This is a genomic window from Chryseomicrobium imtechense, assembly GCF_041475995.1.
GTDB lineage: Bacteria > Bacillota > Bacilli > Bacillales_A > Planococcaceae > Chryseomicrobium > Chryseomicrobium aureum.
In genome coordinates this window covers 11,080-34,773 of sequence record NZ_JBGOBM010000010.1, presented here as the reverse complement: position 1 = coordinate 34,773, position 23,694 = coordinate 11,080, and the positions used below count along the sequence as shown (strand labels likewise).

At 44.1% G+C, this 23,694-nt stretch carries 25 protein-coding genes and 2 riboswitches; of the genes, 10 read left to right on the top strand and 15 right to left on the bottom strand.

The features are described from left to right. Positions 1–51: 51 nt before the first annotated feature. The 5 genes from AB5N96_RS10200 to AB5N96_RS10180 are packed head-to-tail and all read right to left on the bottom strand — an operon-like array spanning position 52 to position 3,468. Positions 52–687 carry a response regulator gene (locus AB5N96_RS10200; protein ID WP_204589917.1) on the bottom strand — a complete coding sequence of 212 codons (636 nt, stop codon included), beginning with the start codon at positions 685–687 and terminating at the stop codon, positions 52–54. Further along, the gene (locus tag AB5N96_RS10195; RefSeq protein ID WP_499705452.1) at positions 684–1,703 is read right to left on the bottom strand and encodes a sensor histidine kinase; all 1,020 of its coding nucleotides are present in this window, start codon (positions 1,701–1,703) and stop codon (positions 684–686) included. Before AB5N96_RS10195 ends, AB5N96_RS10200 begins: the two co-directional genes overlap by 4 nt. Then, positions 1,700–2,398, bottom strand: a complete 699-nt coding sequence (gene liaF / locus AB5N96_RS10190) for a cell wall-active antibiotics response protein LiaF (protein ID WP_499705451.1) — start codon at positions 2,396–2,398, stop codon at positions 1,700–1,702. The genes AB5N96_RS10195 and liaF overlap by 4 nt, the downstream gene beginning before the upstream one ends. 50 nt (positions 2,399–2,448) lie before the next feature. Next, the gene (locus AB5N96_RS10185; protein ID WP_499705450.1) at positions 2,449–3,114 is read right to left on the bottom strand and encodes a PspA/IM30 family protein; all 666 of its coding nucleotides are present in this window, start codon (positions 3,112–3,114) and stop codon (positions 2,449–2,451) included. Positions 3,115–3,126: 12 nt separating this feature from the next. Next, positions 3,127–3,468, bottom strand: coding sequence for a lmo0954 family membrane protein (locus tag AB5N96_RS10180; protein ID WP_499705449.1), 342 nt, complete (start codon positions 3,466–3,468; stop codon positions 3,127–3,129). Between the two features lie 220 nt (positions 3,469–3,688). On the opposite strand from AB5N96_RS10180, the gene AB5N96_RS10175 reads away from it, so the two are divergent. The 4 genes from AB5N96_RS10175 (at position 3,689) to AB5N96_RS10160 (ending at position 9,004) form a co-directional block, all read left to right on the top strand. Further along, complete coding sequence (locus AB5N96_RS10175) at positions 3,689–4,300, top strand: DedA family protein (protein WP_499705448.1); 612 nt, start codon at positions 3,689–3,691, stop codon at positions 4,298–4,300. Positions 4,301–4,309: 9 nt separating this feature from the next. Further along, complete coding sequence (locus tag AB5N96_RS10170; protein ID WP_392455038.1) at positions 4,310–5,137, top strand: undecaprenyl-diphosphate phosphatase; 828 nt, start codon at positions 4,310–4,312, stop codon at positions 5,135–5,137. Between the two features lie 286 nt (positions 5,138–5,423). After that, positions 5,424–5,606: riboswitch (cobalamin riboswitch) on the top strand. A 130-nt stretch (positions 5,607–5,736) separates the two neighbouring features. Beyond that, positions 5,737–7,953 (top strand): ribonucleoside-diphosphate reductase subunit alpha, encoded by a 2,217-nt coding sequence (locus AB5N96_RS10165; RefSeq protein ID WP_499705447.1) that lies wholly within the window; start codon positions 5,737–5,739, stop codon positions 7,951–7,953. A gap of 13 nt (positions 7,954–7,966) precedes the next feature. Then, on the top strand, positions 7,967–9,004 hold the full coding sequence (locus AB5N96_RS10160) for a ribonucleotide-diphosphate reductase subunit beta (RefSeq protein ID WP_499705446.1): 1,038 nt from the start codon (positions 7,967–7,969) through the stop codon (positions 9,002–9,004). A 37-nt stretch (positions 9,005–9,041) separates the two neighbouring features. Here the strand turns inward: AB5N96_RS10160 and AB5N96_RS10155 are convergent, their stop codons facing one another. The 8 genes from AB5N96_RS10155 to AB5N96_RS10120 all read right to left on the bottom strand — a co-directional run bounded on the left by AB5N96_RS10155 (position 9,042) and on the right by AB5N96_RS10120 (position 15,336). After that, positions 9,042–9,695, bottom strand: coding sequence for a hypothetical protein (locus AB5N96_RS10155; protein WP_499705445.1), 654 nt, complete (start codon positions 9,693–9,695; stop codon positions 9,042–9,044). 52 nt (positions 9,696–9,747) lie between these two features. Then, a complete protein-coding gene (locus AB5N96_RS10150) occupies positions 9,748–10,605 on the bottom strand; it encodes a hypothetical protein (protein WP_499705444.1) in 858 nt (285 codons plus the stop codon). Further along, positions 10,606–11,076, bottom strand: a complete 471-nt coding sequence (locus AB5N96_RS10145) for an RNA polymerase sigma factor (RefSeq protein WP_499705443.1) — start codon at positions 11,074–11,076, stop codon at positions 10,606–10,608. An 89-nt stretch (positions 11,077–11,165) separates the two neighbouring features. Continuing rightward, positions 11,166–12,068 carry a DMT family transporter gene (locus tag AB5N96_RS10140; protein WP_499705442.1) on the bottom strand — a complete coding sequence of 301 codons (903 nt, stop codon included), beginning with the start codon at positions 12,066–12,068 and terminating at the stop codon, positions 11,166–11,168. Between the two features lie 49 nt (positions 12,069–12,117). Continuing rightward, a complete protein-coding gene (locus AB5N96_RS10135) occupies positions 12,118–12,825 on the bottom strand; it encodes an energy-coupling factor transporter transmembrane component T family protein (protein WP_204589930.1) in 708 nt (235 codons plus the stop codon). Next, positions 12,788–14,182 carry an ABC transporter ATP-binding protein gene (locus tag AB5N96_RS10130; RefSeq protein ID WP_499705441.1) on the bottom strand — a complete coding sequence of 465 codons (1,395 nt, stop codon included), beginning with the start codon at positions 14,180–14,182 and terminating at the stop codon, positions 12,788–12,790. The genes AB5N96_RS10135 and AB5N96_RS10130 overlap by 38 nt, the downstream gene beginning before the upstream one ends. Beyond that, a complete protein-coding gene (locus AB5N96_RS10125; RefSeq protein WP_204589931.1) occupies positions 14,175–14,753 on the bottom strand; it encodes an ECF transporter S component in 579 nt (192 codons plus the stop codon). Before AB5N96_RS10125 ends, AB5N96_RS10130 begins: the two co-directional genes overlap by 8 nt. Then, on the bottom strand, positions 14,743–15,336 hold the full coding sequence (locus AB5N96_RS10120) for a YkoF family thiamine/hydroxymethylpyrimidine-binding protein (protein ID WP_204589932.1): 594 nt from the start codon (positions 15,334–15,336) through the stop codon (positions 14,743–14,745). The genes AB5N96_RS10125 and AB5N96_RS10120 overlap by 11 nt, the downstream gene beginning before the upstream one ends. A gap of 84 nt (positions 15,337–15,420) precedes the next feature. Beyond that, positions 15,421–15,526: riboswitch (TPP riboswitch) on the bottom strand. A 227-nt stretch (positions 15,527–15,753) separates the two neighbouring features. On the opposite strand from AB5N96_RS10120, the gene AB5N96_RS10115 reads away from it, so the two are divergent. Then, positions 15,754–16,797: a glycosyltransferase gene (locus AB5N96_RS10115; protein ID WP_499705440.1), complete on the top strand. Its 1,044-nt coding sequence runs from the start codon at positions 15,754–15,756 to the stop codon at positions 16,795–16,797. Between the two features lie 34 nt (positions 16,798–16,831). Here AB5N96_RS10115 and AB5N96_RS10110 read toward each other — a convergent pair whose 3' ends face one another. Both AB5N96_RS10110 and AB5N96_RS10105 read right to left on the bottom strand, forming a co-directional pair. Then, positions 16,832–18,121: an ABC transporter permease gene (locus AB5N96_RS10110; protein ID WP_499705439.1), complete on the bottom strand. Its 1,290-nt coding sequence runs from the start codon at positions 18,119–18,121 to the stop codon at positions 16,832–16,834. After that, positions 18,111–18,806 carry an ABC transporter ATP-binding protein gene (locus tag AB5N96_RS10105; protein ID WP_499705438.1) on the bottom strand — a complete coding sequence of 232 codons (696 nt, stop codon included), beginning with the start codon at positions 18,804–18,806 and terminating at the stop codon, positions 18,111–18,113. The genes AB5N96_RS10110 and AB5N96_RS10105 overlap by 11 nt, the downstream gene beginning before the upstream one ends. A gap of 258 nt (positions 18,807–19,064) precedes the next feature. On the opposite strand from AB5N96_RS10105, the gene AB5N96_RS10100 reads away from it, so the two are divergent. From AB5N96_RS10100 to AB5N96_RS10080, 5 genes are all read left to right on the top strand, one after another. After that, entirely contained in the window at positions 19,065–20,360 is a 1,296-nt protein-coding gene (locus tag AB5N96_RS10100) for a DASH family cryptochrome (protein ID WP_499705437.1), read from the top strand. Positions 20,361–20,495: 135 nt separating this feature from the next. Next, positions 20,496–21,146 (top strand): methyltransferase domain-containing protein, encoded by a 651-nt coding sequence (locus AB5N96_RS10095; RefSeq protein WP_204589941.1) that lies wholly within the window; start codon positions 20,496–20,498, stop codon positions 21,144–21,146. After that, the gene (locus AB5N96_RS10090) at positions 21,143–21,619 is read left to right on the top strand and encodes an S-ribosylhomocysteine lyase (protein WP_204589942.1); all 477 of its coding nucleotides are present in this window, start codon (positions 21,143–21,145) and stop codon (positions 21,617–21,619) included. Before AB5N96_RS10095 ends, AB5N96_RS10090 begins: the two co-directional genes overlap by 4 nt. Further along, entirely contained in the window at positions 21,616–22,554 is a 939-nt protein-coding gene (locus tag AB5N96_RS10085) for a PLP-dependent cysteine synthase family protein (RefSeq protein ID WP_499705436.1), read from the top strand. The genes AB5N96_RS10090 and AB5N96_RS10085 overlap by 4 nt, the downstream gene beginning before the upstream one ends. Further along, entirely contained in the window at positions 22,547–23,683 is a 1,137-nt protein-coding gene (locus tag AB5N96_RS10080; RefSeq protein WP_499705435.1) for a bifunctional cystathionine gamma-lyase/homocysteine desulfhydrase, read from the top strand. Before AB5N96_RS10085 ends, AB5N96_RS10080 begins: the two co-directional genes overlap by 8 nt. Positions 23,684–23,694: the final 11 nt, after the last annotated feature.

Genomic DNA, 23,694 nt, shown 5'->3' with positions numbered 1-23,694 from the left:
AATTCGTCAAGTCTTTCCTCACTTTTCCACTCTTCCGTCAAACGTAAACGTCTAACTACGAGAAATGAGCTGATGTTCATAGGCATAAATAACAGCTTGTGTCCGGTCTTGTACATCGAGTTTTGATAAAATGTTGCTCACATGTGTCTTGGCTGTTTTGAGTGTGATATAGGCTTGATCGGCGATTTCTTGATTGCTTAAGCCTTTTGCCATGAACAGTAAGATCTCCATTTCACGCTCGGTTAGGGAGTCGTGTAACGCATGTTGAGGAGAGCGCATACGTTGCATCATTTTTGTCGTCACTTCTGGTTCTAACACCGCTTGACCTATATAAGTCTTTCGAATGGCTTCTGCGATATGAGAAGCTTTTGAGGTTTTTAAAAGATAACTGACAGCACCCGCTTCAAGAGCAGCGTACACTTTGTCGTCATCAATGAAACTGGTCACCATCATGATGCGAGCTTCCGGCCAAGCTTTCACAATTTCAGCAGTCGCTTCTGCACCCGTTAGAATGGGCATCACCATATCCATCAAAATCACATCAGGTTTATGTTCAAGAGCCAAAGACACGGCTTCTTGACCATTAGAGGCTTCTGCTACAACATCCATATCGGGTTGCGCTTGAAGATACGCAGCGACACCGATACGGACCATTTCATGATCGTCTGCGAGCAATATTCGAATCATTGGATTTCCTCCTGACGTTTTGGTACTTGAACTTCAACAAATGTTCCTTGGTTTGGGACAGAGACGACTTTTGCTGTAGCACCCATCTCTACTGCACGTTCATACACATTTCCTAATCCATATGCACCTGGTTTTAGCTGCGTGGAATTAAATCCTACTCCATTGTCTTGTACCCGGAAAATCACGAGTTGGGGTTGATCCATCAAGCGAATCTCCATCTCTGTTGCTTGCGCGTGACGCAGTGTGTTAGACAAAGTCTCTTGCGCGATACGAAATAAATGGTCTTCAGAAGCTTTGGTTAACTTCACAGGGTCTAACTTCCATTTCAGTTGAAGCTGTACTTTTTGTTGGAGTTCTTCTAAAAGTTCCTCCAGGCCTTCTGCTAGCGTCCGGTCATGCAATCCTGCCGGGCGTAAGTGAAGCAAAAGGGCACGCATTTCGAGTTGCGCTTGGTGGATAGCCCGCTCCAATTGTTCCATACTGCGCTTCGGCGGATTTTCGAGTTCCACCATACTAGAAGCGAGCATCGATGCACCAAACAGCTGTTGAGAAACCGAGTCATGTAATTCACGAGCTAAGCGTTGGCGCTCTTCTACCACTCGCTCTTGAATGAGCTTCGCTTGCGAATCTGCTTTTTGCTCGGAAATTCGTGTGAGTGTCTTTCGTTGTGTGGCCAGAAGATGAGAGGTTTTTTCAAACGCCTCGTTTAGACGTTTACTAAAGTTTGGTTGTAAACGTTTCGGGAATCCATCTCCTTCATAAAGAGAAACAAGTCCTGTTTGAACAGATCGATCCAAACTCCGCGTGCTTTGGCGAGCGAATAAATAGGATAAAAAGCTGAATGCAAAAATTGAAAAACTCAGCCAAAACGCGAGTGGCAGGTCTGCAAATGTGATGTCATAGAGTGGAGCCCATGTTTCAAAAGTAGGCGTTCCCCACAGAACGACAAATAAACTGACGAGGAGAAGGTGCCAAAGCAGTGCAAAGCCAAGGAACAGCGTTGTAAACTGTCTCATTTGCGCAGCACCTCCAAATCCCCAAGCCAGATAGCTACAGTAATTATCAGTTCAGGTGAATCCGCGTCTGTCGAACTGCGGTCTTCTTTATAAAAACTCTGATTCCAAAGTCGTGTTACGGGTTCATCGAATACACAGACTTCCCCAATGATAGTTGAGTAGTAAACTCGAACGTTCACGCCATATGGGACAAGGATAGTCGTCTTGCCGACTACTTTTCGAATCGATATAAAACAAGTATCTTTTGGCAAGATTGTGTTCGTAAGATCTAAATCATATTCTCCAAACACGCTTTGGATATGCACATCTTTCCATGCGTATGGTTCGGAAGAGGTGACTTGAGTTGAAAACATACGTTGTTGTAAAACAGGTGAATCCGCTGTCGTATCTGAAAAGTGAAGTTGTTCCCAAGTCGGAATTGGTTCCTTTTTCCAGACTTTATAAAGGATATAGAGAACAATTCCAAAGAGTAGTAAGCGCGTGGTGACCATCGAGAATACCGAGATAAACAATAACACGAGACCGATCCAAAACAATACGCGATTGTCTCTGCGTAATCCCATGTAAATCAGCACACACCCAATGATGACGACCACGATTGAGCCGTTTTCAAACAGCAATGTCTCGGCTGCAAGTAATGTGAGGAAGCCGATTAGAATAAGCGAGTACTGGTTGGTCTGGTTGTCTTTCGTCATTTGTGTTCCCCCTCTCGTTGGAAAAAACAGAGGGGAGTTCCCTCTGCTTTCTATTCTACACGTGATTGTTCATTTGTCTCTTGCTTTTTTGATAGGTTCTCCAGGCGTTCTTCTAAAGTCGAAGCTGGTGTTGTCTCCTCAGCAGGTTCTTGCGCTTTCGGTGATTCAAAATAACGCTCCATTTCTTCGTGAGAAGCAAGTGGGCGAGCGTGCAATGATTCCTCAATCACTTGATCCATGTCCCGGTGTGCTTTTGCAACATTTTCCGTGCTCATCAGTTGTAGTTGACGCACTTTCATATCTTTCACTTTATGCTTCATTTCCTCATGCTTGCGTTCTAGAATAATTAATTCATCCGTCGCGCGTTGAATGCTAGATGTTAGCACGTGGATACGGTTTTCATACGTGTCTACTTCCATTTTCGCAAAGTCAATCAAGTCCTGCTCATTTGTAAGAAGAGCCAGTTCATATTGTTTTTGGCGTTTCGTCAACAAGTCTTGTGCCTGCTTTTGTTCTTCTTCCAGTTTTGCTTTTAAGTGAGCTTGTCGGTCGACCCATCGTTTGGTCTGTTCTGTACGTTTTTCTGCCTCTCGTACGTAGACGTTTAAGGCCTGAATAGGGTTATCACGTCGCTCCTGCTCAGTTTTCGGTCTGTCGAAAAGTTGGCGTACATCGTGTTCAAAGGTTTCAGCTAGTCGAGTAAAAATGTTTGTCATGGAAGTTCCTCCTTAGTTTTTGTTGATTGTTTTCCATTCACGTTCAAAGTTTTCAAATGGATCGTTTGAGCTGCGTGTAAGTGGTGCGTCACTGCATTTGCGGATTGCATACCAGACAAGTGCTAGTGCTGCGATGCCGATGAAAGCTGGGATGTTTGAAACAGCTGTCAGTAATCCGACGATTCCAACAGTTGCCCAAAAGACCTTACCAAGCGTGGATTGACTTTGAAGGAAGTAGTGAAGTCCTCCGATAACGAGTAGTGCGGAAAAGGCAAGTCCGATCAGCGAGCCTAAGTTGGCCAGCACGACGATTGCGCCAGTGATGCCGAGTAAAACGTATAAAAATTTTTTCATCATGTTTCCCTCCTTGTTTGTATAGTCTAAGTATAGAAGGGTTTTTCGTTTGACCAAACGGGCGCTAAGCCGATTTTCCTATCGGTCTTAAGATGTAGAGGCACTACACCTTGTCATCTGCTATACTATTTCGGGGAACCTTTATATATAGGAGACGTTTCATGTATTGTGAATTCGGGAACAGACTCGAAGGTCAAGTACAAAGCAAAGGCGGCTTATTATGGAGCAATGGATTACCGATTGGCTCAGTGAGTTTGGTTACTGGGGCGTTTTTCTCTTAATCATGATTGAAAATGTATTTCCACCGATTCCTTCCGAGATCATTTTGACGCTTGGTGGGTTCATGACAACGACGACATCAATGACAATTGTCGGTGTGATTACAGTGGCTACGCTTGGTTCTGTAGCGGGTGCTGTAATTTTATACTTCATCGGACTGCAGTTAGATGCCGAGCGACTTGAGAAAATCGTTGAAAAACATGGTCGTTGGTTACGTGTCACGAAAGAAGATATTCACCGGGCAGAAGCCTGGTTTGACCGCATTGGCCCGTGGGCTGTATTTTTTGGTCGTTTGGTTCCACTTGTGCGCAGTTTAATTTCGATTCCTGCGGGGATGTCGAATATGCGATTTAGTGTGTTTTTACTTTTCACAACGCTGGGGACTGTGATTTGGAATACGATTCTCGTGTCCGTAGGTGCGGCACTCGGGGAAAATTGGCATACGCTCGTCGGCTATTTTGATATTTATTCGAATGTTATCTACGTAGTCCTAGTTTTGGTAGCCATTGCTTGGTTTATTTGGTTTATAAATAAGAAAAAGAAACATTCATAAGGAGATCTCATGGAAATTATTGAATTATTAAAAGCATTATTACTTGGTTTTGTGGAAGGGATGACGGAGTTTGCACCGGTATCTTCTACGGGTCACATGATTATCGTGGATGATTTGTGGCTGCAGACGAAAGAGTTTTTAGGGCAGAGTTCAGCGAATACATTTAAAGTCGTCATTCAGCTCGGCTCGATTTTAGCGGTTGTGTTTATTTTCTGGAAGCGTCTTTTAAGTCTTGTGGGTCTACATAAGATGGAAGGCACAGCTCCAGGGCATCGCTTCAACATTGCGCACGTGTTGGTGGGGATTTTACCAGCAGGTGTCTTAGGGTTGTTGTTCGAAGATATTATCGATTCGTATTTATTCACGATTGAATGGGTAATCGTCAGCTTATTTGTCGGAGCCATCTTCATGATTATTGCGGACAAGTTCGGACCGAAAAACCCAAGTATTACAACTTTGGATGACATGACATACGGCAAAGCATTGAAAGTCGGTTTGATTCAGTGTTTATCGTTGTGGCCAGGATTCTCGCGCTCAGGCGCAACGATTTCAGGGGGAGTTTTACTTGGTCTTGACCACAAGACGGCAGCGGACTTTACATTCATCATGGCGGTACCGATCATGTTCGGTGCTAGTGCGGTATCGTTGATTTCGAACATGGAAGAAATCAATATGAGCCACATGGGCTTTTATGCGGTTGGATTTGTCAGTGCATTTGTGTTCGCATTAATTTCTATCAAGTTTTTCTTGAAGTTAATCGCGCGCGTGAAACTGACACCGTTTGCGATTTATCGTATGGTACTTGCAACGGTTCTAGCCTTCATCGTATTTTTATAAGATCTGATTGGCCCGCTCCTATTTGAAGGAGCGGGTTTTTGTTTGGGGTGGGGTTAGTCGTGGAATTAGTTTCCATAATATCAGCATCTGGTGAACGGAAGGAATTAGACGTCGAAAATCGGCAAATAACCATCGAATCTTCCGACACAATTGCCAAAACGCCCGACACAATTGCCGAACTCCCATCCAAATCCCGAATCTCATACTTCTGACCTTATTTCCCAAATGTCAAGACTTCCTTTCTCCAAATATCTATGGTTTAATAAACACAAGTACACAACATTTAGTGATGAAGCGAGTTACAGGTACCATATCTATGGTTTAATAGGGAATCCAGTGAAAAACTGGAGCTGTCCCCGCAACTGTAAGTGCGGACGACTGCCAACACAAGCCACTGCGTGAGAACGTGGGAAGGCACGGCAGAAGGAAGATGCACAAGCCAGTAGACCTGCCTGTTCTCGCATGAGCTTTACCTTCTTCGGGGATTGAGAAGGGAACGCGAGACGCCTTTAGGCATACGCGTTTTTTTGTCGTTTATAGCGACGGTTTCCCTGAAAAGGAGAGCCGTCGCTTTTTTGTGTCAAAAAGGAGGAATTCCGATGACGACGCATACCCTCTTCCGCAGTGAAGAACGACTCAAGCAGCTGTTTACTGCTGAACAATTAGACGAATTTTGGCGTCTCTCAAAACGCTGGAAAATTCGTCACCCGCAAGGCGCGGAGGACGCCTGGCTACACGCTATGAGTCTAGAAGCATTAAATTTACTTGATGAACAACACCCGTACTACACATTTGTCGCCGCTACACTCTATGAAGAACAACTCTATACGCAAGTTGCTACTAAACGAAATGTAGCTGTAGAAGACGTTCATACCGTGTTTGGCAAAGAAGCAAACCGACTTGCTGCACGCGGACTCTATCAAGCAGAAGTGATTACGAGTTACAGTCAACAAGAACTGACCGAGATGAGTAGCTGGCTCGACCGATCGCGTAATCAGTTATTCACCTATATTGGATTGAAAACACTCGTTGACCGCTACGTGACTCGAGACTTTAACCGGGAAATCGTAGAACTTCCACAAGAGCGATGGCTTATGATTGCGATGACACTTCATAGGCAGGAAAAAACCAATCGGTTACAAAAAGTGAAAGACGCCTATTGGGCACTTAGCAATCTCTACATGACAGTGGCAACTCCTACATTAGCTAACGCCGGGAAACCGAATGGTCAACTCTCTAGTTGTTTCATAGATACAGTCGACGATAGTCTGCAAGGGATTTATGACAGTAACACCGACGTTGCGACTCTTTCCAAATATGGTGGAGGTATAGGTGTATACATGGGGAAAGTTCGGAGTCGAGGGTCAAGCATCCGCGGATTCAAAAATGCTTCAAGCGGTGTCGTTCCTTGGATCAAACAACTGAACAACACAGCAGTCAGTGTGGATCAACTTGGGCAGCGGCAAGGTGCAATTGCTGTTTACCTCGACATTTGGCACAAAGATATTCTGGCATTTCTGGATTTACGTCTAAACAATGGGGATGAACGGCTGCGTGCGCATGACATTTTTACAGGTATTTGCTTGCCAGACTTATTCATGGAGAAAGTAGAGGCGCGTGAGGAATGGTACTTGTTCGACCCACATGAAGTACGCACACTTATGGGCTTCTCTTTAGAAGACTGCTATGACGAGCAGGAAGGACGCGGAACATTCCGTACGCGATACCAGCAATGTGTGGAAAATGAAGCACTTTCGAAAGATACGATTCCAGCCATTGATATTATGAAGCGTATCATGAAAAGTCAGTTAGAGACCGGCGTGCCATTTCATTTTTACCGAGACGAGGTCAATCGACAAAACCCGAATGCGCATGAAGGCATGATTTACTCCAGTAATTTATGCACGGAAATTATGCAGAACATGTCAGCGACGACGTTTGAGTCGACAAAAATTGAAGAAGACGTCATTGTCACAAAGCGTCGCCCCGGGGACTTTGTCGTTTGTAACTTGTCCTCTATTCATTTAGCTCGCGCGGTGGAAGACGATGTACTCGAACGGTTAATTCCTATACAAGTTCGTATGTTAGATAACGTCATCGAGCTCAATGATCTCCCGATTCCACAAGCCAAGCGTACAAACCTTCGTTACAGGGGAATCGGACTTGGTACGTTCGGATGGCATCATCTCCTTGCGAAAAAAGCGATTCGTTGGGAGTCGAAAGAAGCGATAGAACTGGCGGATGAACTTTATGAAGAAATTGCCTTCCTGACAATTCAAGCGTCAGCCGACCTTGCAAAAGAAAGAGGGAGCTATCCGCTCTTTACAGGCTCTGATTGGGAACAGGGGGCGTACTTTACAAAGCGTGGCTACACGTCCGGGCGTTGGAGACAATTGAAAAAGCAGGTTGGAGAGACGGGCATTCGAAATGGATACTTGATGGCTGTAGCTCCGAATTCATCAACTGCAATCATTGCGGGAACGACAGCAAGTATTGATCCGATTTTCCAGAAGCGCTACTCAGAAGAAAAGAAAGACTACAAGATTCCCGTAACAGCGCCAGAGCTCAATGAAGAAACGACATGGTATTACAAGTCGGCGTACTATATCGATCAACACTGGACGATTCGACAAAATGCAGCACGACAGAAACATATCGATCAGAGTATATCTTTAAACTTCTATGTACAAAACACGATACAGGCAAAAGAGTTACTCGCACTCCACTTAGAAGCCTGGAAACAAAAAATGAAATCTACGTACTATGTTCGATCAACATCCATAGAATTGATTGACTGCGATTCGTGTTCAAGTTAAGGGGGAGACAAAGTTGGAACTAAAACAACGTATACTATTAGACGAACAAGCACCTAACCGCTCGACTGGAATCGTGAACGGAGAATCCTCGAACATACTAAACTGGGATGACGTCCGTTTTCGCTGGGCGTATCCAAAATATAAGAAAATGCTCGGGAACTTTTGGACGCCTTTCGAAATCAATATGAGCCAAGACATCCGACAGTTTCCAGAGTTGTCTGCAGATGAACGAGAATCCTTTTTAAAAATCATCGGGCTTTTAGCACTTCTCGATAGTGTCCAAACAGACTTCGCCGGGAAAGTGGCTGATTACCTCACAGATTCAAGTTTGTCCGCACTGATGATCATCTTGGCGCAACAGGAAGTAATTCATAATCATTCCTATTCATATGTACTCTCAAGTCTCGTCAGCGAGTCGGAGCAAAAGCGTGTATTTGACTACTGGCGAACAGAAGACAGTTTGAAGGAACGCAATCGATTCGTAGTTGAAGGCTATAAATCGTTTGCGGAAAGTCCAACTGTGGAGGGTCTTTTAGATGCTGTCATTTATGATGTAATCCTAGAAGGGTTGTTCTTCTATTCGGGCTTTGCGTATTTCTATCACTTGGCACGTCATCAAAAGATGGTCGCAACAAGTACGATGATCAATTACATCAACCGTGATGAACAGCTTCACGTCGACTTGTTCGTTAAAATCTATCAGTCGTTATTGGAAGAACACCCACATCTCGATACACCAGAACAGCGAGCCAAAGTCACGGCAACATTCAAACAAGCAGCAGAACTTGAAATTGACTGGGCGTATGAAGTGATCGGGAATAAGATTGAAGGTTTAGAAGTAGACGATGTGGAAGAGTACATTCGTTTTATGGCCAATATCCGATGTAACCAACTAGGTGCTGAGAAGCCATATCCGGAAGTACGTCAAAATCCGATTCGATGGATCAAAGCGTACGAGGAAGTCGATCAAGGAAAGACAGATTTCTTTGAGCAGAAGTCGAGACAATATGTAAAAGTAAATGTTGTTGATAATGGATTTGATGAATTATAAGAAAGAGCCTTTGTTCAGTAGTGAACAAGGGCTCTCTTTATTCGGTCTCGCGCATATCTTCCATCTGAAATGAAGATATCATAGCCTGTAAGCGAGGCGCAAAGTTTTCTTCAGCACCTTTTGGGTATCGAAGTGTTAGTAGAAAAGTGACATCTTGCATTGGATTCATCAAAAGATAGACATCGAGTTCTTCTGTCTCTGAAGAACCTTCTAAATGAAGTGCGCCGAGTGGGTCAGTGACTTCTACAGGAGCTTTCACACTGAAGTCTTGGCGATATTGTTCGGCTCTAGTTCGTGCCACTTGTTGCGGTGTCTGGTCAGGCACGTTTTCAATCGTCAGCGTGATTAGTGGACTTTCTTTGGCTGTGATTGTTTGAGAGAGACCATCTTCTACTGTGAAGAGAGATTCGTCTACATATATAACGTACGTATTCAGTTCATCTGAAAAACGTGTCATCTCGACAGTTTGTTGCACACCCTCAATTTCTAATGCGATTTCTTTTGTTTCTGGATGATTGGATACCTCAGGAGGTGTAGCAAGTGGCTGTTCTGTCGGTTCAAGGTTTTCATCGATTTGTTGCTCATCGGCTAAGTCACCTTCTTTACCAAGGAAGAGGTCAGAAGCAAGAAAATAAATGAGCGCAATCATAGCGATTCCGAGAATGGCTGCATATCCTATTGATTTTCGCATAATCCGACGCCTCCTTTTCCACTTTTTATTCCCTGAATCAAAAAATTTACACTCAATCGAGCACTTGCAATGTTTTTAGCATAGAAAAGAAACGGGCACCGTGGCCTTCTTGTGCTTCTAAAAATACAGTTTGAGTTACTACAATAGTAGATTCATCATGTTGTTGGTCGAGTACATAGATAGTAGTGACTTCACTAGAAGGGGAGTCGCCTTCACGCGCATGAAGCTTATAACCCACTACTGGTTCTGTTACAAGTTCGGAGTCAATTGTGGCGCCTGGATACTTTTCTTCTAAAAGAGCCGCTTTCTCAGAAGCTAATTCTGTAGGCTTTTTTCCAGGAATTGTATCAATTTGTAGCTTCACCTCCGGATAAGCAGTGCCTAATGAATTACGCGCCACAATAGAAGTTGAAGATTCATCTGTAGTGTTGGAGTCGAAACGAGAATCAAAGGAAATCTCATAAAGCTCTTCATCTGCGTATAGAACATAAGCAAAATTCCCAGGCACGACGCGGCTCATAGCAATCATTTCTTCTGTGCCTTCAATTTGAAGCGGGACCTCTTTCGTTTCTGGGAAACGCGCATCTATCTTGGTTAATTCCTGTTCCACATATCCAGGCTCACCTCTTGTCAGCTGATCATCTCCAGCAGTAGTAGTCGAATCTGAATTAGACGTACTGGGTATCTCTGAAGTCATTTCTGGTGATTGATTGTTTATAGAAAAATAAATGAGAGTCCCAAGTACTACTACCATTGTAGCTACAGCACCTATCCAGGAACGCTGCATCATCAATCGCCTCTTTTCTTTTCGTAAATCTCGATCCATTTCCCCATTAATTCGCTCCCAAACATCTTCAATATCTTTCTGTTCTGTAGAAATTTTCTTTAATTCGTTCTCCCATTTCTCCATTTAAACACCTTCCCCGTAACTCTCACGCATTAGCTCACGAGCTTTTGCGAGTCGAGATTTTAATGTATTGACATTCACGGATAAAAAGTCAGCAATTTCGTATTCTTTCCAACCATCCATATATTTGAGAAGTAAGGGTACACGATAGGTTTCTGGTAATTTTGAAACAGCATCCATCACATCACTAAACGGTTCTCTAGAAGGAGTGGATTGTTCGATTTCAAGTCCGTTTGAAGGGAAACTTCGTGCTTCTTTTTTCTGTAGACGTCGACATTCATTGATAAGTATTCGATACAACCAAGGCTTCATAGGTTGGTTGGAATCGTATGTGCTCGAAAATCGGTAAACGCGAAGAAACGTTTCCTGCAAAGCATCTTTTGCTAGTTCACGGCGTCCCGTAATAGCAAGAGCCATCCGATAAAGATCAGGCGCAAAATCTGTATACAGCTGTTGGAATTGTGACCGGTCCATACAAGTCCTCCTTTGTGTTACACCTATACTACCCGAGACAATTGAAAAAAGTTGATAAGAAATGAAAAAAACCACCGCAAAGGGTGGTTTTAAGAGCGATTGACTGCATAAATTCCGAACGCGACGAACACGAGGGCCAACAAAATTGGCAATGTGAATGTCTCACCAGGGAGCAATAGAACAGACAAACCGACCCCACTTACAGGAACAAAGAACTTATAGATCCCGACGTGACTTGCTTTATGATACTGCAAAATTGCAAACCATAGAGCGAATGCAATGGCGGACAAAGCTACCATGTAGAGAAGTAAACCTATAGCTAAAGGTGTCCATGTAAGCGAGGCTGTATCGGCAAAGGGAAAAGCGGTTATGAGAAGTAAAATCGCACCAAGTGTAAGTTGCCAGCCGGATAACGTGAACGGATGAATGCCTTTCCCCATTTCTTTCGCCATAATCGTTCCTACCGCACTCGTAAATGCAGAGAGAAGTAAAAAGCCTTCCCCCAGAAATTCAAAGCTTCCATCAAACGATTGGCCCCAGTTGGCGAAAAAGATTCCTGTAAATCCGGCAGCAAGACCTAACCATTTCTGCCACCCTAGTCGATCATTGGCATAAATAAAATGAGCAAGCAAAATTGTGAAGAACGTATTGCTCGAGATGATAATAGACGCCTGAACCCCAGATGTATTCGAAACTCCAACGTAAAAAAACAAATACTGAAGCGTCGTCTGAACGATTCCGAAAATCAGCAAGATGCCGTATTGTCTACGCGTCAGTTTTAATGCACTTCGCTTGATTAGTAGTAAACCACCAAGGACTAGTAGACCTGCAAATAAAAAACGGAGTCCAGCAAGCCACATCTGTTCCGCGATTCCAGTACTTGGGATGCCGAGTTCACTATACGATAATTTTAATGCAGGGAACGCGCTTCCCCATAATAAGGCACAAAAAATCGCAATGACGACCATGACCCATTTCTTTTGTAAATTCATATGTACCCGACCTTTCCTGTACGAATTGTAGCAGGCAGGTCAGGGGAAATCAAAGAGTTGCGCCTACAACTAAACAACTTGTGAAAATCACAATCAGGACCACAGAAAAATAGAGATCAAACCGCTCTAAGCGCACTTCATGGAAGTACGTTCGGTCACGTGTGCCTGTAAATCCTCTGGCTTCCATTGCAAACGCCGTTTTCTCCGCTTTTCGAACAGCTCCAGCGAGTAAAGGGATTGCCACACTTGGAAGTGCGCGTAGCTTTGCAAGAGTTGACTTCTGAACTTGTGGCTTGCGAAGTTGCTGCACTTGACGAATCTGGATGAACTCATCTTTTAGAACCGGAAGAAACTGATAACCCACTAGAAGGCTATAGGCAAGCTTTGGAGAAAGCTTCAATTGTTGCATCACACTCATGATGAATTGCATCGGAGACGTCGTCAGAACAAACAAGAGAGATAACGACGAAAAGGCAAACACGCGAAAGCTCAGCGATAATGCCGTTTCCAGTCGATCATCAGATGTACCGAAAACGTACGTCGTCCAAAAGTACCCGACCGCTCCAAGTGAGAACGGCAACATGAGTAGCGCCCAACGTTTCCAGTTGATACGGGAGAACAGTAACTGAACTACTAGCACGGCAATAAATACAAAAAGCGGTGTCCATGGGTCAAAATAAAAAGCGAGTGCAAATATAAACACAAATGTCACAAGCATTTTAATGGACGGATTCAAGCGATGAAGCCACGTCGACATCGCGAGCACCTCCTGTCGGTTGGACTAAACGATACGTCCTGAGTAAGCTAGGGTCTGAGAAGACGTTTGCTGGATGGAACGGGCCACTAAGTACACCATCTTTCAATAAGAGCATCGAATCTGCAATACGCTCTGCAAAATTCATATCGTGTGTAACCACAACAACGGCGGTACCTTCTGCTGCAACTTGAAATAAAGCGTCTTCAAGTTCATGCAGTGCAAACGCATCCTGACCCGCAGTCGGTTCATCAAGAAGCAAAACGGGTCGCCCATCGTTCAGCATCGCCGCAATTGCTGTCCTACGCTTTTGTCCCTGACTGACGGCGAAGGGATTAGAATTTGCTACACCTTCTAATAGAAGTTTAGTTAAAAACTCTTCTGTACGAAGACCTCCGCCAAAACTAACTTCCTGTCGAACGGAAGGTGTGATAAATAAAAACTCAGGTGACTGGGGGACATATCCAATCGTTTCGTCACTTTGTTCTCTATCTGCTTTTGGAATCAGTCCGGCCAGTGCCTTCAAGAGAGTCGACTTTCCAGCTCCGTTTGGTCCGGCAAGCACTGTAATACTTCCACCAGTGACTTCGAGCTTTGCCTCATGCAAAATGCCAGGGACGCGCACTTCTGCACGGAAGTCTTGTTGACTTTTCACTTCTTTAGCATAAGCACTTTTTGCTTTCAAAGGAGGCATACTCGTTTCTTCCAACACAAGTGTGTAATCGAAGAAGGATTCCCAAATCGCATCTTGATGGTCGATCACAAGAACTGTCCATCCATTTTTCACTTGTAAGTCAGAAAACCAGGCAACATATTCTCTTGCAGTTAATGGGTCTAGATGTGCGAGTGGTTCATCGAGTAATACAATTTTCGGGTTCATCAATAATGCACAGGCAGTAGCGACGCGCTGTTTTTCACCACCAGACAATGTCTGAATAACACGTGTTCGAAACTGAGTGAGACCTGTCTCTTCTAAAATTCGAGTAATCTGCAGATCCATCTCCTCACGTGGCATAGACCGGTTCTCTAAAGTGAACGCGAGTTCTTCTTCGACTGTCGACATACAAAATTGGCTGTCGGGATCTTGGAAGACGGTGGCAATCGACTGACTGATTTCACCAGGTCGGTACTCATCGTAGGGCTTCCCGAATAGTAGACGCGTCCCATCGACTTCTCCATCACAAGCTTCCGGATACAGCCCGTTCAATAAGAAAAAGAGTGTCGACTTCCCGCAACCACTTGGTCCTTTAATGAGCCATTTTTCTCCTTCAGAAAGTGTTAATGACATATCAGAGAGAACGGGTGTGTCTTCATCAGGATAATGAAATGTTACGTTGTGAAACTCAATCCATTTAGACACGTACATCACGCTTTTGACGTGCAATCGCATAGCCACGGAGTGAACCTGTTGCATACAGTCCGTTTACGATTAAACTTCCACCGTATCCAGCAATCACAGCACCACTTAAGATGCGAATTCCGAGCATCAGTGCTACGTACCATGGAGATAAGGCAGAGAATCCACCAAGAAGATATCCATACGCAAAACTGAAGAGAGAGGCTCCAACACCTGCCATAATCAATACGGGTAAATCAAAACGACGATAACGCGTCGCTGCAAAAGCTGCCTCTGCACCGAGACCTTGCACAAGACCAGCTAAAATCAGACGAGGACCTACAGCATTCCCGAGCATGACCTCGATTGCAGCAGCCATTACTTCCGGAACAACAGCAGCCCCTGGTTTGCGAATGATAGCCATTGCGACGATTGAGACTAAGAACCAAACACCGAAAATCCATTCATAGGCAATCGGCCCAATCAGACTCGACCAAATATTCCCGATGTGTAAAAACACTAAATAGATAATCCCGAAAACGACTGCAAGCAGGGACATCAGTACGACTTCTTTCAATTTCCAATTAGCGAGCATTGTCAGGACCTCCGTGAGAAGGACTGTGAATACTCATGTTGATTGTCATGACGACGTGGGGGTGCTCCCCAATTTGCGCCTCTGTGAACGTCTCTTCATAAAACGCAAAAACGTTTTTCAATGAACCGTGGATACCCGTCGCATAATGCATGGACTCGTTATAAACACCACGCTCTTTGGCACGGTCAATCTCTCTATAAATCGTCTCCATATAATCACTTTGGTTGAGCGGATAAAGCGAGAACTGGCTAGAAACGTAGGGGCCTTCAGGAATTTCATTCTTCACTGGATCTTCAATCCCCATATACGAATCCCCCGACGTATCTCCAGGGCACCCTACAGAAAACGTTGCATTCATGGCTATATGTTTGCCGTGCGAAGCCGCTTTCTCTGTAAGGGCAGCTAACGCATTAAAGACATGCGGACCTTCTCCTCGAATGACCGTCGATACGTCGTCTGTATGGCGCCATACCGTCGATAGGTCGACTTCTGATAAAGCACCTTTGATAATTGAAATAAACTCTGAATCCATCGGGTGTAGAGAAAAACGACATCCAATGATTTTACTTGTTCCACAGTGCATGGGAACGCCTCCTTAGATTTTATGAGAAAAAGAAAAAAGCTACATCCGCGAAAGATGTAGCCACTACTTCCCATAAAAATTCAAGAAAGAGTCACTACACTTCCTCACGCAGGTATTATCCTGATCGAGTCATAAGGGATCGGAGCTCAAGCTCTCATCTCAGCCAATTTGGGCACCCCTAGTGCAGGTTGTCGGTATGTAGTTCTTTTTCGCCCTCATCATAGCAGACATAAAAATTCTGTGCAAGTGCAGTAGGAAAAAAAGAAGGATAGTAAAGGGTGAGAAGCGAAGTACTTAGTAATGAAATCGATTGTGGAGTGTATAGGGAAGCATTTACACAAAAATGAACCAATTGCAGTATTAGATTTCTCAAAGGAAGGGTAAAGAAGTGGAGTAGCAGTAGAAAAGAGGTGACCTATGGAACTTGCGATTGTGATTCCTTCGTATAAACCAGATGACAAGTGCCGTGCGGTCATCGATGAACTGATTGCTTCGCAGTTCTCTCGCATTATCGTGGTTGATGATGGGGGAGAAGAGGAGTATGCATCCTTCTTCACAAAATTGAAAACTTTTAAAGAAGTGACGGTCTTGCATCATGCGAAAAATCAAGGCAAAGGACGAGCTTTAAAGACGGCTTTTCATTACATATTGAATGAAGATATTCCAGTAGACGGTGTCATTACAATTGATGCGGACGGTCAACATCTACTATCAGATATGCAAAAAGTCGCTGAACAAATGCGCGAAACACCTGATGCAGTAATACTTGGTGCACGAGACTTCACTCAAAAGGATGTGCCGTTTCGAAGTCGGTTTGGCAATCGATTTACACGTTTGTTGTTTCGATTATCTACAGGGACAGTCTTAACGGATACACAAACGGGGCTTCGTGGGTTGCCGATTCAACATTTACCTTTGATGCTTGAAATCAAAGGAGAGCGATTCGAATACGAGATGAACGTCCTCGGATCTTTGAAGCGAAATGAGATCCCTATTGAGGAAGTGGAGATTGAAACAGTATATTTAGATGAAAATAAATCGTCTCATTTTCATCCATTGCGTGATTCATTTCATATTTATAAAATCTTCTTGTTTTATGGAATGTCAGGTGGAGCTTCATTTGCGCTCGACCTCGGTTTTTATTCATTATTTATCTATTTGTGGAAAGAAGACTCTCCTCAGATGTTCATCATCTTTGCGACAATCGCTGCACGCATTTTATCCAGCCTCTTTAATTATTTTGTGAATCGACATAAAGTATTCGGTCAAGGATCAAGTAAGTCATTCGTTCGCTATTACTTGCTCGCAGCATTTATTATGGCTGCCTCAGCTGGGTCCGTGCACTTACTTTATACGGAATGGCTAGGGCGAGGAGAAGTAGTGTTGAAAGTACTAGTAGACAGCGTGCTCTTCATCTTTGGATTTATCGTCCAACGTGCGTGGGTATTTCGTAAAGACTAAACGCCTGAGCGCTAGCTCAGGCGTTTTGTAATAGTTAGGATTCTTTTAGTGCTTGAATAACATCAATCTGTGTGGCATTACGTGCTGGACGCCAGCCGGACAATACGGCAACACCAATACTGATGAGTGCAGCAACCACTACGAGCTGCCAAGGAATATAAGAAACCGTGATGGTCATGTCGGTTGGCGCTTCTTCTCCAACAGAACTAAATACAATCATCGGAACAATTATGTTCACTAGTAAACTCATGCCATATGAGACAGCGACTGCTATACATGTACCAATCAAACCAATTGCAGTGCTTTCCATGAGGAAGAGGCGCTGGATGAGCCTTGGTTGTGCACCGATAGCTTTCATAATCCCAATTTCACGTGTGCGTTCTGTAACGGCCATTGTCATGGTATTAAAGATTCCGATAGAGGCAATGAGTACAGCAACTGTGCCCACAATAACTAAACCAATCTGAATTACTGTAAACAGCATATTCATTTGACCCAGTTCCTCTGTAACAGAGTAGACGAGGAACCCTTCCCCTTTTAACGATTCTGTTAAGTCCGCTACATGTTGAAAGTCTGTGGCATGAACCGTGATTGATTTATCTGGGGATTCGATACCAAACGCAGTGAGTACTTCCGCGCTTTTTGAGGTATCTGCATAGATTTTGTCATCATACGCCCAATCTTTTCCTGGCTTTTTGGCAATACCAGTAATCGTATAGGTCTGTGTGGAAACGACTTCTTCCGTCTCATAATCTGTGATGTCGATTGAAATCGTCTTACCAATTAGTTCATCTCGAATCGGTTTCGCAAGCTCTTCTTGTTTTTCAAGATAATTTTCAGCATTTTCAAGTTCTTCATGTTGTTCATCTGTTAAAAAGTTACCCGCAAAGTGATAGCCGACCACAACTTCTGTGGAGTCATTCGGCATCTCCCCATCAAACAAGGCTAGGTTGGCTGCTTGTTCAGATTCTAAATCTGTATAAACAAGTTGTCCATAGCCCTCTTTCCCATCTAAATTGACAACAGGTGAACCTGGAACATTAATGCGCTCTACAACTGTTTTGACATTCTCCATCTTCTGAATCGCCGCAAGTTCTTCTGGAGTAACGGTGCCTCCATTTTCTTTGCCAAATAGTTCTACTTCTGTGACGATGCGACTCGACAACACTTCGTCTTGAATTGTTTTATGTAATCCGAAGCCGACAGACGCAATGATAATCAAAAATGCACAACCCATTGCCGCTGCTAAAATCGTCATGAAGACGCGAAGTTTGTTTCGTTTCATATGTTGCGAGATAAACTCGCGTTGATCTTTAGCTAACATAGGTCAATTCCTCCTGGATTGCGCCGTCATGCATACGGTACTGGCGATGTGCAGAGCGAGCTACTTCTTCATCGTGTGTAATGATGACAAATGTGATGCCATAGTGGGCATTCAGCAATTGGATAAGCTGTAGAATTTCTTGTTCAGTTTCAGAATCCAAGCTCCCTGTCGGTTCATCGGCCAGTAAGATAGACGGACGACCAATTAGTGCACGGGCGATACTGACGCGTTGTTGCTGACCTCCAGAAAGTTCGTTCGGATAATGGTCACTGACTTCTGTCAATCCAACTTGCTGCAGCAGTTCTTTCACCCGTATTAATCGCTGTGGCTTTGCCACGCCCTGAAGTTTTAGAGGAAGTTCGATATTTTCGAATGCCGTGAGTCCAGGCATCAATTGAAAGCTTTGAAAAATGAACCCATAATTTTGCAAGCGGAACTTCGCTTTTTCAGCTTCTGTTTTACCGACCAGTTCTTCACCGGTCACTTGAATAGAACCTGACTCTGGGTTCATAAAACCAGCAACCAGATTGAGTAAAGTAGACTTTCCAGAGCCGCTCTTGCCTAGAATAGCTACAATCTCACCTTTTTTTATTTCTAAATTGACATCTCGAAGAACTGGAACGCTTTTTTCTTGGCCTTTTTTCCCGATTTTGAATGTATGATTCAAGTCTTGAATCGTAATCATGTAGACACGTCCTTTCTGATATAGTTTCAGTATACGAAGCATTTCTTAGGAAAAAGGTACTGACTTTCTGAAGAAATTCTTAAGATTGGAGGAACTTGGGAGAGTGCACGAAAAAGACCTGCAAAGGGAATAAATTTACTCTGCAGGTCTTTCTTCAACCCTATTTAAGATTTCAACTAATAAATGACATTCTGATATTTCTATTGTATAATTACTGTATAAAGTTTGTAAAACGTTAACTGGAAGCGAGGGATTGACATGTCTACAACGGTTGTATGGTTTCGTACCGATCTGCGCACATCAGATCATGAACCTTTGCTGAAAGCAGTGTCCACAAGACAACCAGTTCGTGCAGTGTACTGTCATGAACCACGCTTTCAACAAAAAAATGAGTATGGATTTCCAAAACAGCGCTCGTTTCGCGCGGAGTTTATTCGTGAAAGTCTAGATGATTTAAAGAGTCAATTGCAGGAAGCTGGAATTCCTTTGGACAAACTTCATGGTGAAAGTGGAGTAGAGTTGAAGAACTATGCAAAACTTCATCATGTCAATAAGTTGTATTTCCATGACAGCGTAGGTACAGAGGAACGAGAGTCCGAACAACAAGTTCGCGCAGCACTTCCTGACGTTGAAATCGAATCGTTCATTGGTGACCATTTAATCCATCCAGATGACTTACCGTTTGCACTAGAAGAGTTACCAAAAACCTTTACTCCATTTCGAAAGATGGTCGAGAATCAGCTACAGGTGCATCCGGCATATCCACCGATTGCACATTTCACAAAGCCCGATCACCATTCTAAAGAAAATTGGGTACAGCCTCCTCCAGATGGCTTTAAGGGTGGAACCAAAGCAGGACTCGCTAGACTCTATGACTTTACGTTTGGAACACGAGCGATTGATACGTACAAAGAAACACGCAACGGGTTGATGGCATGGAACGACTCTACAAAGCTATCACCTTATTTAGCACTTGGATGCTTATCACCTCGAATGATTTACTGGCATATCAAGAGGTATGAACGAGAATATAGCGCTAACCAAAGTACGTACTGGGTCGTGTTTGAATTGCTTTGGCGAGACTACTTCAAACTTGTCCACCGAAAGTTCAAGGAGAAAATCTTCAGTAGCCGAGGATTGAACGGACGTCGAATCTCTACGCGGCGTGATCCTCTTGACTTTGCGAAATGGGCAGAAGGAAGAACCGGAGCTCCATTAGTGGATGCTGCTATGCGCGAACTGAAGGCTACAGGTTTTATGTCCAACCGCTGTCGTCAGAACGCAGCGAGTTATTTTGTCCATGATCTAAATTTAGATTGGCGTTTAGGCGCTGCTTGGTTTGAATCTTGGCTCATTGATTACGATACTGCTAGTAATTATGGCAATTGGATGTATGTCGCAGGTGTTGGAAACGACCCGCGCGTCGGTCGTAAATTCAATGTGACGAAACAGGGGCTTGATTACGATGGAAAAGGGGACTATGCTCGTTTGTGGATTCCGGAGCTTGCGGACAAGGCTGGCGACGAGATTTACAATGGAGCACTTTACTCCTGATAGGAACTCACGAACTTCACCGTTCGTGAGTTTTTTGTTTTCCATACGTTTCACTTTTAAATTTCAACAACATATGATATAAATATTCATAGTATTCAACTAGGAATAATTATATTTAGGGTGGGGAGCACGAACATGGGGAAAGAATTTTTACACATTTTTGATGAATGGGCTGACCAATACGATGCAAGTGTGAGTGGACAAGATCCACAGTATGCGGATGTATTTTTCCGATATGAAGAAATTTTAGAAGCTGTTGCACAGCGTGTACACGGCACTGTAATTGAATTTGGACCTGGGACAGGCAATTTAACAAAAAGGGTTTTAGAGAAGGGTGTCGAAGTACTACCAGTAGAACCTCATGATAAGATGCGCGCACTCTTTCAAAATCGTTTTCCACAACTTGAAGCGCAAGAGGGAGACCTTTTAGAATTTGTGACTCCCGAAGGCCAAGTAGACGGCTTCATCAGCAGTTACGTGTTTCATCACTTAACGGATGCTGAAAAAGGCGAAGCACTTAAACGCTATGCTGAACTGCTGCCAGTCGGTGGAAAAGTGGTCTTTGCAGACACGGTGTTTTCTTCGGAAGACGCAAAACAAGCGCAGATTTTAAAAGAGAAGGCACGAGGCTATGTAGCGGTTGCTGAAGACTTGGAGCGTGAGTATTACACAACGATTCCAGTGCTCACGAGCTTATTTGAACAAGCGGGCTTTGGCGTGACGTTCACGCAGATGAACGATTACGTTTGGCTCATGGATGCCACTAAAGGAGGAACTACACAATGAAACAAATGAATGTAGAAAGCTTTAATTTAGATCACACGAAAGTCGATGCGCCTTACGTGCGTCTTGCGGGGACAAAGTCAGGTCAAGCAGGCGATACAGTTCTGAAATACGATATTCGTTTCAAACAGCCGAATGAAGAATTCATGGAAATGAAGGGTCTTCACTCTTTAGAGCACTTGATGGCTGAAAATATCCGCAATCATACAGACAAAGTGGTCGACTTAAGTCCGATGGGATGTCAAACAGGATTTTACCTATCTGTAATTAACCATGATAACTATGATGAAGTATTGACGATTCTTGAGAACACACTGGAAGATGTGTTGAAAGCAACGGAAGTACCTGCATGCAACGTCGTTCAGTGCGGCTGGGCAGCGAATCATTCATTAGAAGGCGCGCAAGAGATTGCACGGGACATGTTAGCGAAAAAAGATACATGGCACATCGTTTTTAAGGATGGCGAAGAGGCATGATTTACACACACGTGCACCAATTGATTGGGAATACACCGCTCTTTGAGATTTCACAAATTGCCGTTCCCAACAACTGTCGCATCGTGGCAAAGCTGGAATATATGAATCCGGGAGGCAGTGTCAAGGACCGTCTTGGCATTGCCTTATTGCGTGATGCGGAACAACGTGGAAAGTTAACACCTGGTGGAACGGTTATCGAACCGACAGCAGGAAACACAGGGATTGGGTTGGCACTTGCGGCAATCGGAAGAGGATTTCGTGTCATCTGTGTCGTTCCTGAAAAATTCAGCATTGAAAAGCAAAAATTGATGAAGGCACTTGGAGCCGAACTTGTAAACACACCGACTTCAGAAGGAATGAAAGGCGCTATTGCCAAAGCACATGCGCTGGCGTCAGAAATTCCAGGGAGTTTTGTCCCAGGACAGTTCGAAAATCCAGCAAACCCAGCAGCGTATATCGATACAATGGGGCCAGAAATTTATGAGGCGCTTGATGGTAAAATCAACGCGTTCGTAGCTGGTGGTGGGTCAGGTGGAACGTTTATGGGCGTTGCAACTTACTTGAAGCAGCAAGATTCGACGATTCGCACGGTGATTGTAGAGCCAGAGGGTTCCATACTGAACGGCGGAGAAAGTGGTCCCCATGACACAGAAGGTATTGGCATGGAATTTTTGCCACCTTTCATGAAAGAAGAGTATATGGAAGGCATTCATACCATCACGGACAAGGAAGCATTCTACTGGATGCGTGAACTGGCAAAGCAAGAAGGATTGCTTGTGGGATCTTCAGCAGGAGCTGCGTTTGCTGCCGCTTTGAAAGAAGCTGAAACACTTCCCGAAGGCAGTGTGATTGCGACCGTGTTTGCCGATTCGAGTGAGAGGTATTTAAGTAAAGATGTATATGAAGTATGGAAAGAGGAGGATTCACATGCGTGAAAAAACGAAGTTGATCCATGCAGGAATCGTAGGAGACGCTACGACTGGAGCGGTTTCCACACCAATTTATCAAGTGAGCACGTATAAGCAAGAAGCAGTTGGCAAGTTCAATGGCTATGAGTATTCACGAACAGGCAACCCGACGCGCCATGCTTTAGAAGAGTTAATCAAAGATTTAGAGAGCGGACACGCAGGATTTGCATTTGGTTCAGGGATGGCAGCCATCACATCGGTGATGATGTTGTTCTCCTCAGGTGACCATATCGTGGCAACGGATGATGTGTACGGTGGGACTTACCGCGTGTTGACGAAAGTGTTGAACCGTTTTGGTTTAGATGTAACCTTTGTGGATACATCTTCTTTGGAAGACGTGGAAGCAGCCATCAAGCCGAATACAAAAGCTTTATTCATCGAGACACCGACGAATCCGTTATTGAAAGTTTCTGATGTGCGTGCGTTGACAGAACTTGCGAAATCAAAAGATTTAGTGACGATTGTCGACAATACATTTATGACACCTTACTTGCAGAAGCCGCTCGAACTTGGAGCAGACATTGTATTGCATAGCGCGACAAAGTATCTCGGCGGTCACAGTGATGTCGTCGCAGGATTAGTCGTTGTAAATACACCAGAGCTTGCACAAGATATGCATTTCGTACAAAACTCGGTTGGTGCTATTTTGGGGCCACAAGATTCTTGGTTATTGATTCGCGGAATCAAGACACTAGGTCTACGTATGGAAGAACACATCACGAGCGCTCAAAAAATCGCAGAGTACCTTGATGCGCACGAAAAAGTAGGCAAAGTCTATTATCCTGGCTTAGCAGCTCATCCGGGCCGCGAGACGATGGCCGGACAATCACGTGGTTTTGGCGGCATGATTTCGTTTGATGTCGGCTCTGCTGAAAAAGCAGATGAAGTGTTAGCAAAACTCCGCTATTTCACGTTAGCAGAGAGCCTTGGCGCAGTAGAGAGTTTGATTTCTGTTCCAGCTCGCATGACCCACGCGTCGATTCCAGCAGAACGTCGCGCGGAACTTGGAATTGTCGACGGACTGGTTCGTATCAGTGTCGGAATTGAAGACGTTGAGGACCTTTTAGAAGATTTAGAGCAAGCTTTACAAGCATAAAAGACGAATTG